The sequence below is a fragment of the Candidatus Pelagibacter sp. genome (assembly GCF_052049975.1).
GTDB lineage: Bacteria > Pseudomonadota > Alphaproteobacteria > Pelagibacterales > Pelagibacteraceae > Pelagibacter.
The window spans coordinates 56,583-70,210 of sequence record NZ_JBNGYZ010000001.1 but is presented as its reverse complement, the minus strand read 5'-3'; the positions used below and the strand labels follow the sequence as shown (position 1 = coordinate 70,210).

Sequence of the window (13,628 nt, the reverse complement as noted above, 5' to 3'; positions counted from 1 at the left end):
TATTTTGTGTTAATTTTAAATATGAGAAAAGTTATATTACTAATAGCTTTGTTATTCTCCTTTTTAACACCAGCAAATTCTGCTTGTGATGATCCAATAGCCGATGGAGTTGATTACTCAAAATGTAGATTTTCTGATGGTCAAGATTTACAGGGTAGCTATCTGCCAAATTCCAATCTATCTTTTACAAGTTTTATTCAAGTCAATTTTGATAAAAGTATAATGATGAATTCAAATTTGTCTTTTGGAACTTTTCCAGAGTCCACTTTTTATCGAGCGAATTTATACGAGTCTGTAATGATCGGAGCAAACTTTGAAAAAACTAATTTCACAGGTGCAAATCTAACAAATGCAGATCTTATGGGCTCTACTTTAATTGAAGCAAATTTTCAAAATGCAAATTTAATGGGAGCAAATTTAATTTCAGCTAATTTAATTAATGCAAATTTTGAGGGAGCTAATTTAATTGGTGCAAATTGGACTGATGGTGAAAAGTGTGGAACCCAATCTATTGGAGAATGTAAGAAATAGAATGTCAAATTTAAATAAAACAGATGATGTTATTTTTAATTTTTTCAAACAAATATGTGATGAAAAAGATGATGAAAAATGTGTTAAATTAGGAAATGATTGGATTAAGGCAATGGAGAATAATCTTGATAATATGGAAGCACAGTTAGAGCAAGCAGATAAAATTAAACATAAAAAGGATATAAACAACAATAGAGACCATTTAAATAGTTTAAAAAATAAATCTTCCACTGAGTGGCGAGAGTATGCAACTCAATGTATGATCGAGATTATGGAAAACAAAAGAGCATGAGCAACCAAGAAAAAGTATTTATAATGATCTGTATTTCTTTGATAATATTTACTCTTTATTATCTTATTGAAAAATATTTAATTTAAACTAATATTTCTTTAAGGGGTGTCAAAATTGACTGAGATTAAACCCTAAGAACCTGTCCGGTAATTCAGAAAGGGAAAAATGGAAAACAATTATTTAATTAATCAATCAAGTTCACTTTTATTAGTTATATCTATCAGTTTAATTTTTAGTTTTTTAGGAATTTATTATTCTAAACAATTCAAAGGTTTATCAAATTATCTAACAGCAAATAGAAATATTAAATCATTTTCTTTGACTATGAGCTTAGTTGCTTCTGCTTTGGGAGCATGGATTTTATTTGGTCCAGCCTCTGCAGCTACCTGGGGTGGAATTGGAGCTGTAATTGGCTACGCATTGGGAACAGCATTCCCCATGATAGCATTTATCTTTCTTGGAAAGAAAATTAGAAAAGAGTTTTCAAAAGGATCAACTTTAATTGAATTTGTAAAAAAAAAGTTTGGCAAAAGTTTATTTAAATTAGTTTTATTAATGAGCATATTTTATATGTTTATCTTTTTGTGTGCAGAACTAACAGCAGTTGCTTTTTTGATAAACTATATTTCAGGTACTGAACTATGGATTACGGCCTTGGTTATTATGATCTCGACATTGATATACACATTATACGGAGGTTTAAGAGCTTCTATTTTTACAGATAATATTCAAATGATAGTGATTTTAATTTTATTAATAATTTCATTTAATTACATATTAAATTTTAATGCAGATCAATTTTCTTTGTCATTTATTGAGGATAAAAATCCTCATTTAATTAGTTCGAATTATATACCTAGTTATACTGCTGGATTAACTTTTTTTATTGCTGTTGCAGCAACAAATTTGTTTCATCAAGGTAATTGGCAAAGAGTTTATGCTGCAAAAAACTACGAAACGCTTAAGATAAGTCTCTTAGTTTCTTTTTTTATTATCGTACCTATAGTATTTTTTATGGGCTTTACTGGATTAGTTGCAATTTCAAAAGACCCGCAAATAATTCCTGATTTAGGTTTTTTTTCACTTCTATTGAACGAAAATACGAAATATCTATCACTATTAATAATTATTTTAGCTTTAGCTCTAACGATTTCTACAATTGATACTTTAATTAATGCAATATCAAGTCTGATAGTAGTTGATGGAAAAGCAACTTTTAATTTAAGAAATAAGACTGATTATTTAAAGTTATCTAAATATATAATCATAGGATTATCTTTAATTGCATTTTTTGTAGCCTCTAAAGGTTTTAGTATTTTATACTTATTTTTATTAGCAGATTTGTTTTGTTGTGCTTTTGTATTGACAATATTTTACAGTTTTTATGACAAAAAGATTAATGAGAAAAATGCTTATGAAGCAATTGTTGTTGGATTATTAGTTGGTTTTTTATTATTCCCATCACCAGATTTTTCAAAAAGTCTACTTGTAGGTACATTGATATCTAAAGAATTTTTTGGTACTTTCGTGACGCAGTCTTTGCTGTTTCTCTCATTTATAACTGCCACAATCGTTCCAATTCTTTATTTGAAATTAAAAAAATTTTTACAAGGTTGAATCAAATTTTTATATCAAATATAAATTAATTGTTCAGAAAGAATTATGCCAAAATTAATTAGATACTACGTGCATCTCGTTGACTTTATTTGTGAGAAAGTTGGAAGATTTGTAATGTACTGGGTATTCTTCATGATGTTTTTGTTAATTTTGTCATTCGTAACTAGAAACATTATTAATTTTCCTCTTCTTTGGATTATTGAAATGGCTCAATTTACAATCACAGCTTATTATATTTTAGGCGGTGGATATTCTATGATCACGGACGATCATGTGAGAATGGATTTATTTTATGGAAGATTAAAAAAAAGAGGAAAAGCAATTATGGATATATGTACTAGTGGTTTTCTAATTTTTTATTTAGCAATTCTTTTTTATGGATCTATCACTAGTCTTCAATACACTATCAAAACAAAACAAAAATTATTTACAGCTTGGGCACCTTATGTTTGGCCAATTAAGACATTAATGTTAATTGGAATATTATTAATGTTGCTACAAGCATTTTCAACTTTGTTTAAAGATATCGCAAAAATAAGGAATAAAAAAATTTAAATGTTAGCAGAATATTTAAGTTATGAATTTATAGCATTGTTCATGTTTATAACAATGTTAACAATGATGTTCACTGGTCAAAGAGTATTTGGCGCAATTGGATTTGTAGCTACAGCTTCTGCATTATTGATATGGGGCGATGGTTCAATAGAGATGCCTTACACCGCTACTTGGAAACTTTTCAAGTGGTACCCAATGTTAACATTACCACTTTTTATTTACATGGGATTTATGATTTCAGAGTCTGGCATTGCAAATGATTTGTACAAAATGTTCCATGTTTTGATGGGAGGTTTAAGAGGGGGATTAGCTATCGGCACAATGTTTATGATGGTTGCTATATCAGCCATGAATGGTTTGAGTGTTGCTGGAATGGCAATTGGAGCAACAATAGCTTTGCCTGAAATGTTGAAACGGAAATATGATAAACGTATGATCACAGGTGTCGTTCAAGCAGGAAGTTCTTTGGGAATCTTAATTCCCCCAAGTGTAGTAATGGTTTTATACGGAATGATAGCAAGACAACCTGTAAGCAAATTATGGATGGCTGGTTTATTACCAGGTGTATTAATGGCTTCTCTATTTATACTTTATATATACATAAGATGCAGGCTACAGCCAGAACTTGGACCAGTGTTACCAAAAAAAGAAAGAGATATTCCATTAATTGAAAAGTTAAAATTATTAAAAGCTGGAATTATTCCTTTTGTAATTTTCTTTTTAATGACAGGACTTTTTTTAATGGGAATTGCTAGTTTAGTAGAGTGTTCAGCAGTTGGTGCTTTTTTAGCAACATTAGCCGCGATTTATAAAAAAAGATTCAATAAAGAAGTATTAGAAAAAACATTAAGAAAAACTTTGGGAGTTTCTTGTATGTTTATGTGGATAATTCTTGCAGCACTTTGTTTTGGAGCAGTTTTTGATGGTCTTGGTGCTGGAAGAGCAATTGAAACTTTATTTATTGAGAAATGGAATTTATCACCTTGGGGTGTACTAATTATGATGCAGCTTTCTTATATCATCATGGGAATGTTTTTAGATGACACTGCTATGTTGGTGATTGTTGCTCCATTATATGTGCCTTTGATAATAGCATTAGGGTTTGATCCTATTTGGTATGGAGTTTTATATACTATCACTTGTCAAATTGCTTACATGACGCCACCATTTGGATATAATTTATTTTTGATGAGAGCAATGGCTCCAAAAGAAATTACTTTAATTGATATATATAGATCAATTATACCATTTGTGCTGGTAATGGTTTTTGGATTGGCAATTGTTATGATATTTCCTGAAATTGCTACTTACTTACCTGAAAAATATTTATCAAGATAAATACAACTTCAAGTATATATTGTGTCAACAAACTGCACAATTCCGTATTTAATTTAGTTTAATCAAATTTCAATTTATTATAGTATTTGGATTGAAAGGGAGGGAAACCTTGTGAAAAAAGAGAAAAAAATAATCACTAATAAAAGACGTTCGTTTATTAAAAAAGCTGGTCTTCTTACTTTAGGGGCAGCTGGTGCGGCGACGGTTAAAGCTCCATATGTTTATGCAGCTTCAAACCCTATTAAATGGAGACTTCAAACTTATTCTGGAGCTCCTTTAGGCGCCCACGTAATTAAACCACAAATTGAGGCATTTAATAAAGCAGCCTATGGAGAAATGGAAATTGAGCTTTATTACGCTGACCAACTTGTTCCAACTGATGAGCTTTTCAGAGCAATGCAGGCTGGAACGATTGATGCAGTTCAGAGTGATGACGCTACAATGGGTTCACCAGTAGATATTCAAGTATTTGGTGGATATTTCCCATTTGCAACTAGGTACAGCTTAGATGTTCCTTCTTTATTTAAATATTATGGTTTAAATGAAATATGGGACGAAGCTTACAGTGAGGTTGATGGTGTTCAATGGCTAAGTACTAGCGCTTGGGACCCATGTCATTTATTCACTGTAAATAAAAAAATAACTAAACTTTCTGACATGAAAGGACTACGTGTATTTGGTGTTCCTACTGCAGGTAAGTTCTTAGCAAAATACGGATTAATTCCAGTAATTGTACCATGGGATGATGTTGAAGTTGCTATGCAAACAGGAGAACTTGATGGTGTTTGCTGGTGTGGCTTTACAGAAGCTTATGAAGTCGGTTGGGCAGATATATGTAAATATGCACTAACTAACTCTGTAACTGGTGCATGGTTTGGTTCTTATTTTGCAAACCAAAAAAGCTGGGACAAGTTAAGTCCAAAACTTCAAGCATTATACAGAATGTCTATTAATGATTCACATTACTATAGACAAGTATGGTACTGGGGTGGAGAAGCTGATCTACGTGTTAATGGTAAGAAGATGGAATTAACAAGCTTACCAGCTAATGAGTGGAGTCAGGTTGTAGAAGACTCTAAAGAGTTCTGGGACGAAACTTCTAAGATTAGTCCACGTGCTAAAAAAGTTGTTGATGCATTTAAATTATATGCTCAAACAATGGAAAAAGCAGGATATCCTTATAGATAAAAAATATATTTTTAGGCGCCTTTAAAAAAAGGGCGCCTAATTAAATTAAGGTTTTGACGTTAAACCGCCATCAACAGTTATTTCAGTTCCAGTAATATAACTAGCTTCATCACTTAACAAAAATACACAAGCATTTGAAATATCTGAAGGTTTTCCAACTCTATTAAGAGGTATAAACTTCTCCAAATTCTTTTTAGCTTTTGGATTTTTCTTCCATCTTTTTTGCATTCCAGTTTCAATAGGTCCAGGTAAAATAATATTTGATCTAATATTATTTGATGCAAATTGTATTGCTAGAGATTTTGATAATCTAATCATTGCAGCTTTTGAAGCGCCATAAGCATCTTGTGGCTTGTCATCACCAGATAAAGCATCTATTGAAGAAATATGCACCATTGATCCAAAATTATTTCTTTTCATTAATGGCACAATAATCTTTGATAAATACATCATTGACTTAAGATTAATTTCAAAAACTTTGTCCCAAGTAGTATTTTGAATATCCACAGCAGAAACATCTTTGTCAAACCACAGTACTCCTGTTGTATTAATTAAATAGTCAATACTCTTGTTTTTTTTATAAAAATAATCAATTTCAGATTTAAGTTTTTTTAAATTGGTAACATCTACTTTTTTAAAAACACAGTTTTGATTTTTTTTTAAAAAGGATTTATCTGGAGCTTTGACATCCAACATTAAAACTGAAATACCACTTTTGGATAGGGATTTTGAAACTTCTAACCCCATACCACCACTAGCTCCAGATACAACAGCACTTTTACCTTTAAAATTAAGTTGCATTTATTGTTTTTTTCTTAAATGAAAACTTTTTGGTGAAGTTAGTTTTTCGTAAGCTATTTCAGATAGTGAACAACCTTTTCCAGTTTCTTTAACACCCGTCCAAGATAAAGCTGGATCTAAATAATCGCATCTATTCATGAAGAAAGTTCCAGTTTGAACTTGATTACCAATTCTTTCAGCAATCTCTATATCATTTGTCCAAATTGATGCTGTTAAACCGTAAGGACTATCATTCATTAAACTTACAGCTTCATCTTCATTTTTAACTTTCATTATTCCAACACATGGACCAAATGTTTCTTCAGTCATAAAATCCATTTCATGGTTTACATTTGTTAAAACTTGAGGAACTAGATAATTTTTATGTTCTTTAGGAAATTTAAATTTATTTTCATCAATCATTTTTTTGGCACCCTTGCTTACTGCCTTTTCCATTTGATTAACTATAAATTCAGCAGCAGATAACTTAACTACAGGGCCTAGGTTGTTTTCTTTTTCAAGAGGATTACCAAGTTTGTAATTATAAGAAAGTGAAATAAACTTTTCTAAGAAATTATCATAAATTTTTTCATCAACATAAATTCTTTCAATTCCACAACAAGATTGTCCAGAATTAAAAAAAGATCCATCAACTAAGTTTTCAACTGTTTTATCTAAATCACAATCATATCTTGCGTATGCAGGATCTTTTCCACCTAACTCTAAAGCCATATCAATAAATTTAGTATGGGTTGCTTTTTGCACATCGTAACCTGCTTTAACTGATCCAGTAAAAGATACAAAATTTATTCTATTATCAGAAACAACTTTTAATCCATCTTTATGATTAAGGTGTAAATAATTAAAAACATCTTTCGGAAGTGTTTTTTTTGCAGACTCATAAAGCTGTTCTGCGCATAAAGGTGTTTGTGCAGAATGTTTTAATATAACTGTATTCCCAGCAGCCAAAGCTGGAATAATAGAGTTAACTGCTGTTAAATAGGGATAATTCCAAGGTGCAATAACAAACACTACTCCCAAAGCTCTTCTTCGAATAAAACTTTTAAAGTTTGAGTCTTTAGTAACATCAATGTCTGATAATTTTTTCTCTGCAATAGAAAGCATGTAATCTGCTCTTTCTTTAAAACCTTTTAATTCACCAACTGCTTGTGAAATAGGCCTGCCAATTTGTCTACTTAACTCCTCAGAAATTATTTGTTCTTTTGATAAAAAATCATCAACAAATTTTTTTAGTAAATTAACTCTTTCTTTAACACCTAAATTATACCAACCTATCTGTGCATTAGTTGAGCTAGTAATTGTATTTTCAATTTTATCAGAGTTATATTCTCTTTCGATATAGACTGTGTTATCTATTGGCGTAATTGTTTGTTGCATAAAAATTTGATTAAATTTGTTTAATAAAGTGATATATATAACATCAAATTAACAAACACTAAATAATAACATGCAAAAATATAATTGGAATTACCCAACAACAATGTGGGTAGGTGAGAATAGAATTAAAGATTTAGGTGCAGCTTGTAAAAATTTAAATATTAAAAAACCTCTACTAGTAACTGATAAAGGGTTAGCAGAGGCTGATATAGTTAAAAGTACTTTAGAGAATTTAAAAAAAGAAGGTTTTAAAGTTGAATTATACTCAAATGTAGTTGGTAATCCAACTGGTACTAATGTTGAAGAAGGAGTTTCAAGTTATAAAAAAAATAATTGTGATGGTGTCATTGCATTTGGTGGAGGTAGTGGTTTAGACGTAGGTAAGGCCATTGCATTTATGTCTGGTCAATCTTTATCTATATGGGATTTTGAAGATGTAGGTGATAATTGGACTAAAGCAGACTCTGATAAAATTGCACCAATTATTGCAGTTCCAACTACTGCAGGAACTGGATCTGAAACTGGAAGAGCTTCCGTAATTTTGAACGAAGATACTGGAGTTAAGAAAATTATTTTTCATCCAAAATTCTTACCATCAATAGTTATTTTAGATCCACATTTGACACTAGGTCTTCCAGCAAAAATTACTGCAGCAACTGGAATGGATGCTTTAGCACATAATCTTGAAGCATTTTGTGCCCCAGGTTTTCATCCAATGGCAGATGGGATTGCCTTAGAAGGAATGAGATTAATTAACAAGTGGTTACTGGTTGCAGTTAACGATGGAAAAAATGTTGAAGCAAGAATGAATATGCTTACTGCCGCAAGTATGGGTTCTACTGCTTTTCAAAAAGGTTTAGGTGCAATCCACTCATTAAGCCATCCAGTGAATGCTTTAAACAACGTTCATCACGGATTATCAAATGCAATTTTTATGCCTTATGTTTTAACTTTTAATAAAGATGTGATTGAAAATAAGATAATTAAAATTTGTGATTACCTTGAATTTAAAGTTAAATCTTTTGATGAGTTTATAAATTGGACTTTGAAGTTAAGAGAAGATTTGAATATTCCTCATAAACTTTCAGATGTAATAAAAGATGATGACTTTGATATAGATCGTTTATCAAAAATGGCTCTAGAAGATCCTTCTACAGGAGGAAATCCAAAAAAGCTAACTGTCGCTGACATGAAAGTAATGTACGAACACAGTATGTCTGGTAAATTATTTTAAATTTCTAGTGAAAAATTTAGATATTTTAATTGTTGAAGGAAATATTGAACAAGACTCTAAAATGTTCATTGAGGCTGCTGGCGCAAAAGTATCAGAAAATTTAAAAAACTTATTTTTAAAATTTGAGCCAAAAGCAAATATTGAAATTATTCATCCTGGCAATGATAAAGAAAGTTCTGCCGCTTTAGATAAGATTAATAGTTACGATGGAATTGCATTTACAGGTGGTGCAATGAGATTGAATGATATGTCTGAAGAAATAAAAAAACATATTAAATTTGCAAAAGAATGTTTGGAAAGTGGAAAAAAAATTCTAGCAATTTGTTGGGGATTACAAGTTTGTTCTGTGGCTGCAGGCGGAAAAGTTAACAAAGGAAAAAATGGTGCTCATATGGGTATAGCAAAATCAGTTAAGATTAATGAAGCAGGCTTAAGACACCCACTTTATGAAAGTAAAAAAAATGAATTTAATACTCCTGCTTTTAATTTTGATGAAGTTTGTGAGATACCAGAAAACTCAATTGTACTTGCTAGTAATTCTGTAAACGATGTGATGGGATTAAACATTAATTATAAGAATAGTGTTGTTTGGGGTATGCAGTATCATTCTGATTACGAATATAAGCAAACAATAAATCTTACAAATTTAAGAAAAGAAAAATTACTTAATAATAATTATTTTAAAAATGATGATGATTTTTCAAAACATATTTCTGTTATAAAAGAAGAGGATAAAAAATTAAGTTTTGAAAATAAAACCTTTGAAATAAGAAATTGGTTGAAATTTATTAAAGATTAATCAACAATAATTTATTGTATAATTATCAATTACAATTATATATGCCACAATGTCTGGTGTTGAAATCTCAATAAATAATTTATCTAAAACATACGATAATGGTTTTAATGCTCTTAAAACTATAAATCTTGAAATTAAAAAAGGTGAAATATTTGCAATGCTTGGACCTAATGGTGCAGGTAAAACTACATTGATTAGCATCATATGTGGAATAGTAAAACCGTCAGATGGAAAAATTACGATTGATGGTTTTGATATAATTGACGATTATAGAGAAACGAGATCTAGAATAGGACTAGTGCCCCAAGAATTGACGCTGGAGTCTTTTGAAACAGTTTTTAATAATGTTTCATATTCAAGAGGTTTGTATGGAAAAAAACCAAATCCTGATCATATTGAAAAAATTTTAAAACAATTAAGTCTCTGGGATAAAAAAGATCAAAGACTAAGACAATTGTCAGGTGGGATGAAAAGAAGAGTGCTTATTGCAAAGGCTCTTTCACACGAGCCTTCTATTTTATTTTTAGATGAGCCTACCGCAGGTGTTGATGTAGAATTAAGACAAGATATGTGGAAAGTAGTTGAAGAATTAAGAAAGACAGGGGTAACTATTATTTTAACAACTCACTATATAGAAGAAGCTGAAGCAATAGCTGATAGAGTAGGTGTTATCAATCAAGGAGAAATTATTGTTGTTGATAAGACAAAAGAGCTTTTAAAAAAGATGGGTCATAAAAAACTTACCGTAGAACTTCAAGAAAAAGTAAATGAAATCCCAAAAGTTTTAGATCAATACAATCTTTCACTTGTTAATGACAATATGGCTTTAGATTATACATATAATGTACAAGCTAAACAAACAGGTATAACCACTTTATTACAAGATATTAAAGATGCCGGATTAAAGTTGAAAGATTTAAAAACTGAGCAAAGTACTTTAGAGAAAATATTCGTAAGTTTAGTTAAGGAAAAAAATGAGAATTAACTTTTACGCACTTAAAGCAATCTATCTACATGAGATGGATAGATTTAGAAGAACATTAATGCAATCAATATTATCTCCAGTTTTATCTACCTCTCTTTATTTTATTGTTTTTGGTTCTGTAATTGGAGGATATGTAAAAGATATTGATGGTGTAAGTTATGGATCTTATATTGTTCCAGGTTTATTGATGTTAACATTACTAACTCAATCAATAAGTAACACTTCGTTTGGTATTTTTTTTCCTAAATTTAATGGAACCATTTATGAAATTTTAGCAGCTCCAATTTCTACTTTTGAAATTGTTTTAGCTTTTGTTGGTGCAGGAGCAACTAAAACACTCATAGTAGGACTGATAATCTTTATTACATCCAATTTTTTTGTTGATGTTGAAGTTCAATATCCTTTTCTTATGATTTTTCTATTATTACTTGTTGCTTTTACTTTTGCTTTGTTTGGTTTTTTAATTGGATTAATGAGTTCTAATTTTGAACAGATGTCTATTATTCCAACTTTAGTAATAACGCCTATGGTTTTTTTAGGAGGAAGTCTTTACTCTTTAGATATGTTACCTCCATTTTGGCAAATGATAACATATTTTAATCCAGTAGTTTATCTGATTAATGGTTTAAGATTTTCTTTTTATGGGGTATCTGATTTCAATATATGGATAAGTGTTACATCAATGGTAGTTTTTTTATTAATCTGTGTAACTGTTGTCAGCGTTCTTTTAAAAAAAGGTTACAATATTAAAAATTAAAATGATATTAGAAATTAAATCTGATCCCGCTGAATTAAAAAATGTACGAAGAAGTATTGAAAATTTTTGTAATGAAAACGTTTCAAAAATAGATGTTTTTTTAGTCAAATTAGCAGTTGATGAGGCTTTACAAAATATTATTCGTTACGCATATGATTTTGATAAAACTAGGAAAATCATAATTAAACTAGAAAAAATTTCTGAAAATAGTTTAAAAGCTGAACTTCGAGATTTTGGAACTCGTGTGTCATCCTCAGAAATAAAACCAAGAGAATTACATGATGTTAGACCTGGTGGTCTGGGCATTCATTTTATTAAAAACATTGCAAAAAAAATGAGTTACGAACATCAAGATGATGGTGGAACTCTGTTGACTTTAGTTTTTTGATTATTCTTCTTTAAGTAACTTTGGTTCAGTGCATTTATAAAATTGATTTGATCCTCTAAGCGCTCTTTGCAAAATTGCAAGTTCATTAGTTTTTTTTGTATATGTCACATTAGTTTCATATCCATTAAAATTTCCTTTAGAAGTAAATGAACCTGGTGTCTGTCTATCCATTTTGAAATTTACTTTTGTTTTTGCACTATTTACTTTTGATAAAATTACCTGTTTTCTTTTATTTGAAAATACCCAAGTAGTTGAATTCTTTTTATTCTTACAACTTAATTGATAAATATTTGCATTAGAAGTTTGCGAAAAATTAGATATAATAAGAATAAGTATGAAAAATTTTAATAAAAAATTTAAAGACATAAAAACTTTTTTAATTGCATTTGTTGCATTTGTTGCTGCTAACTATTTTTATAACAATATAATTACAAAGTCTACTGCAAGTGGTATCAAATTTAGGGAAGTTAATGTTGAGATTACTGGTGAAATAAATTTAGAATTAACTTGTGAGGGGGAAAATAATCCAAATCCTTCAAGCAAAAATAGAGGTTTAGGTGAAACAACAAAAAATAATTGCACTGGTACTGGAAAATTTAAAGCTACTCAACCTCAGCAAAGATTTGTGCAAGGCGCAAAGTAAAATTTTACTCAACTAACTTTTTTAATTTAAGTCCCTCTAAACATTTTTCCATCGTGAACATCCCATCTTTAGCTGATGTTTGGAGAGTTGATTGAATTTGTTCTGTTTTACCTTCTCTAATTAAATTTCTTATAGCAGGAGTTCCAGTCATTACCTCATGACAACCAATTCTTCCTCCACCTTTTCTTTTCAAAAGTTGTTGCGACATTACCAATCTAATAGACCCTGCTAACATCGTTTGGGCTTGTTCTTTTTGTGCAGGTGGAAACACATCAAGTATTCTTGTGATTGTTGATGATGCACTACTTGCATGAAGAGTTCCAAACACTAAGTGACCAGTTTCTGCAGCTGTTAAAGCTAATGAAATAGTTTCAAGGTCTCGCATCTCACCGACTAAGATCACATCAGGGTCTTGTCTTAATGCAGATTTTAAAGCTTTAGCAAAACTTCCTGTATCTTTTCCAACTTCCCTTTGTGAGATAATACTTTTTTTTGCAGGGTGAACAAATTCAATAGGATCTTCAATAGTAATTATATTCTCTGCTCTATGAGAATTAATTTGATCAATCATTGCAGCAAGAGAAGTAGATTTTCCTGAACCAGTTTGGCCTGTAACAAGAACTAAACCTGTTTTATGTGTTATAGATTCATGCGCAGCTGGTGGTAAACCTAGCTTTTCAATGTTTGGAATTTCACTAATGATTTTTCTTAAAACCATACTTGGGCCATATGATGAGTAATAACCGTTCGCTCTAAATCTTTGTCCATCAACAACAACTGCAAAGTCTAAATCACCGTTAGTAATTAAATAATCATACTGCGCCTTATCTAAAGATTGTTTCCAAAAAGACTCAATGTCTTGTCTTGATATTACATCATTGCTAAAAACTTTTATTTCTCCATTTTCTCTAATTGCAAATGGTTGATTCGATCGAATGTGAATATCTGATAAATCATACTCTTTGGGGTAAGTTTTTAATTTATCTTGAAGACTCATTATTGCTTAGATGCTCTAAAAGTTAATATTTTTCAAGTTTTTTTTAGTATTGCTATATATATAAAGTAACACAACTAATGCTTGTGTACCGATTCGGTATTTATTATTGTGATTCTATAAGGTTTT

At 30.2% G+C, this 13,628-nt stretch carries 16 protein-coding genes; 12 read left to right on the top strand and 4 right to left on the bottom strand.

Annotated elements, in window-relative coordinates:
* The first annotated feature begins 21 nt into the window (after positions 1–21).
* From ACTT9U_RS00250 to ACTT9U_RS00225, 6 genes are all read left to right on the top strand, one after another.
* Positions 22–531, top strand: coding sequence for a pentapeptide repeat-containing protein (locus tag ACTT9U_RS00250; protein WP_440931194.1), 510 nt, complete (start codon positions 22–24; stop codon positions 529–531).
* A gap of 1 nt (position 532) precedes the next feature.
* Positions 533–823 carry a hypothetical protein gene (locus ACTT9U_RS00245; protein ID WP_440931193.1) on the top strand — a complete coding sequence of 97 codons (291 nt, stop codon included), beginning with the start codon at positions 533–535 and terminating at the stop codon, positions 821–823.
* Positions 824–988: 165 nt separating this feature from the next.
* Positions 989–2,440 (top strand): sodium:solute symporter family transporter, encoded by a 1,452-nt coding sequence (locus ACTT9U_RS00240; RefSeq protein ID WP_440931192.1) that lies wholly within the window; start codon positions 989–991, stop codon positions 2,438–2,440.
* Between the two features lie 45 nt (positions 2,441–2,485).
* Positions 2,486–2,995, top strand: a complete 510-nt coding sequence (locus ACTT9U_RS00235; protein ID WP_440931191.1) for a TRAP transporter small permease subunit — start codon at positions 2,486–2,488, stop codon at positions 2,993–2,995.
* Positions 2,996–4,333 carry a TRAP transporter large permease gene (locus ACTT9U_RS00230; protein WP_440931190.1) on the top strand — a complete coding sequence of 446 codons (1,338 nt, stop codon included), beginning with the start codon at positions 2,996–2,998 and terminating at the stop codon, positions 4,331–4,333.
* 111 nt (positions 4,334–4,444) lie between these two features.
* Positions 4,445–5,521: a C4-dicarboxylate ABC transporter gene (locus ACTT9U_RS00225; RefSeq protein ID WP_440931189.1), complete on the top strand. Its 1,077-nt coding sequence runs from the start codon at positions 4,445–4,447 to the stop codon at positions 5,519–5,521.
* Between the two features lie 45 nt (positions 5,522–5,566).
* Here ACTT9U_RS00225 and ACTT9U_RS00220 read toward each other — a convergent pair whose 3' ends face one another.
* Positions 5,567–6,322 (bottom strand): SDR family NAD(P)-dependent oxidoreductase, encoded by a 756-nt coding sequence (locus ACTT9U_RS00220; RefSeq protein ID WP_440931188.1) that lies wholly within the window; start codon positions 6,320–6,322, stop codon positions 5,567–5,569.
* A complete protein-coding gene (locus ACTT9U_RS00215) occupies positions 6,323–7,699 on the bottom strand; it encodes an aldehyde dehydrogenase family protein (protein ID WP_440931187.1) in 1,377 nt (458 codons plus the stop codon). It abuts the gene before it with no gap.
* A 70-nt stretch (positions 7,700–7,769) separates the two neighbouring features.
* On the opposite strand from ACTT9U_RS00215, the gene ACTT9U_RS00210 reads away from it, so the two are divergent.
* The 5 genes from ACTT9U_RS00210 to ACTT9U_RS00190 are packed head-to-tail and all read left to right on the top strand — an operon-like array spanning position 7,770 to position 11,862.
* The gene (locus ACTT9U_RS00210; protein WP_440931186.1) at positions 7,770–8,933 is read left to right on the top strand and encodes an iron-containing alcohol dehydrogenase; all 1,164 of its coding nucleotides are present in this window, start codon (positions 7,770–7,772) and stop codon (positions 8,931–8,933) included.
* Positions 8,934–8,940: 7 nt separating this feature from the next.
* On the top strand, positions 8,941–9,732 hold the full coding sequence (locus tag ACTT9U_RS00205) for a type 1 glutamine amidotransferase (protein ID WP_440931185.1): 792 nt from the start codon (positions 8,941–8,943) through the stop codon (positions 9,730–9,732).
* Positions 9,733–9,781: 49 nt separating this feature from the next.
* Entirely contained in the window at positions 9,782–10,717 is a 936-nt protein-coding gene (locus tag ACTT9U_RS00200; RefSeq protein WP_440931184.1) for an ABC transporter ATP-binding protein, read from the top strand.
* Positions 10,713–11,474, top strand: coding sequence for an ABC transporter permease (locus tag ACTT9U_RS00195; RefSeq protein WP_440931818.1), 762 nt, complete (start codon positions 10,713–10,715; stop codon positions 11,472–11,474). Before ACTT9U_RS00200 ends, ACTT9U_RS00195 begins: the two co-directional genes overlap by 5 nt.
* Position 11,475: 1 nt before the next feature.
* Positions 11,476–11,862, top strand: coding sequence for an ATP-binding protein (locus ACTT9U_RS00190; RefSeq protein ID WP_440931183.1), 387 nt, complete (start codon positions 11,476–11,478; stop codon positions 11,860–11,862).
* On the opposite strand, the gene ACTT9U_RS00185 is transcribed toward ACTT9U_RS00190, so the two are convergent.
* Positions 11,863–12,033, bottom strand: a complete 171-nt coding sequence (locus tag ACTT9U_RS00185; RefSeq protein WP_440931182.1) for a hypothetical protein — start codon at positions 12,031–12,033, stop codon at positions 11,863–11,865.
* Positions 12,034–12,196: 163 nt separating this feature from the next.
* Between ACTT9U_RS00185 and ACTT9U_RS00180 the strand changes: the two genes are divergently transcribed.
* Entirely contained in the window at positions 12,197–12,505 is a 309-nt protein-coding gene (locus ACTT9U_RS00180; protein WP_440931181.1) for a hypothetical protein, read from the top strand.
* A gap of 4 nt (positions 12,506–12,509) precedes the next feature.
* Here ACTT9U_RS00180 and ACTT9U_RS00175 read toward each other — a convergent pair whose 3' ends face one another.
* Positions 12,510–13,502 (bottom strand): type IV pilus twitching motility protein PilT, encoded by a 993-nt coding sequence (locus tag ACTT9U_RS00175; protein WP_440931180.1) that lies wholly within the window; start codon positions 13,500–13,502, stop codon positions 12,510–12,512.
* Positions 13,503–13,628 lie beyond the last annotated feature (126 nt).

Coding starts and splice junctions, on each gene's coding strand:
- ACTT9U_RS00250 (WP_440931194.1), top strand. CDS start 22: ATGAGAAAAGTTATATTACTAATAGCTTTGTTATTCTCCTTTTTAACA.
- ACTT9U_RS00245 (WP_440931193.1), top strand. CDS start 533: ATGTCAAATTTAAATAAAACAGATGATGTTATTTTTAATTTTTTCAAA.
- ACTT9U_RS00240 (WP_440931192.1), top strand. CDS start 989: ATGGAAAACAATTATTTAATTAATCAATCAAGTTCACTTTTATTAGTT.
- ACTT9U_RS00235 (WP_440931191.1), top strand. CDS start 2,486: ATGCCAAAATTAATTAGATACTACGTGCATCTCGTTGACTTTATTTGT.
- ACTT9U_RS00230 (WP_440931190.1), top strand. CDS start 2,996: ATGTTAGCAGAATATTTAAGTTATGAATTTATAGCATTGTTCATGTTT.
- ACTT9U_RS00220 (WP_440931188.1), bottom strand. CDS start 6,322: ATGCAACTTAATTTTAAAGGTAAAAGTGCTGTTGTATCTGGAGCTAGT.
- ACTT9U_RS00215 (WP_440931187.1), bottom strand. CDS start 7,699: ATGCAACAAACAATTACGCCAATAGATAACACAGTCTATATCGAAAGA.
- ACTT9U_RS00210 (WP_440931186.1), top strand. CDS start 7,770: ATGCAAAAATATAATTGGAATTACCCAACAACAATGTGGGTAGGTGAG.
- ACTT9U_RS00200 (WP_440931184.1), top strand. CDS start 9,782: ATGTCTGGTGTTGAAATCTCAATAAATAATTTATCTAAAACATACGAT.
- ACTT9U_RS00190 (WP_440931183.1), top strand. CDS start 11,476: ATGATATTAGAAATTAAATCTGATCCCGCTGAATTAAAAAATGTACGA.
- ACTT9U_RS00185 (WP_440931182.1), bottom strand. CDS start 12,033: ATGGATAGACAGACACCAGGTTCATTTACTTCTAAAGGAAATTTTAAT.
- ACTT9U_RS00180 (WP_440931181.1), top strand. CDS start 12,197: ATGAAAAATTTTAATAAAAAATTTAAAGACATAAAAACTTTTTTAATT.
- ACTT9U_RS00175 (WP_440931180.1), bottom strand. CDS start 13,502: ATGAGTCTTCAAGATAAATTAAAAACTTACCCCAAAGAGTATGATTTA.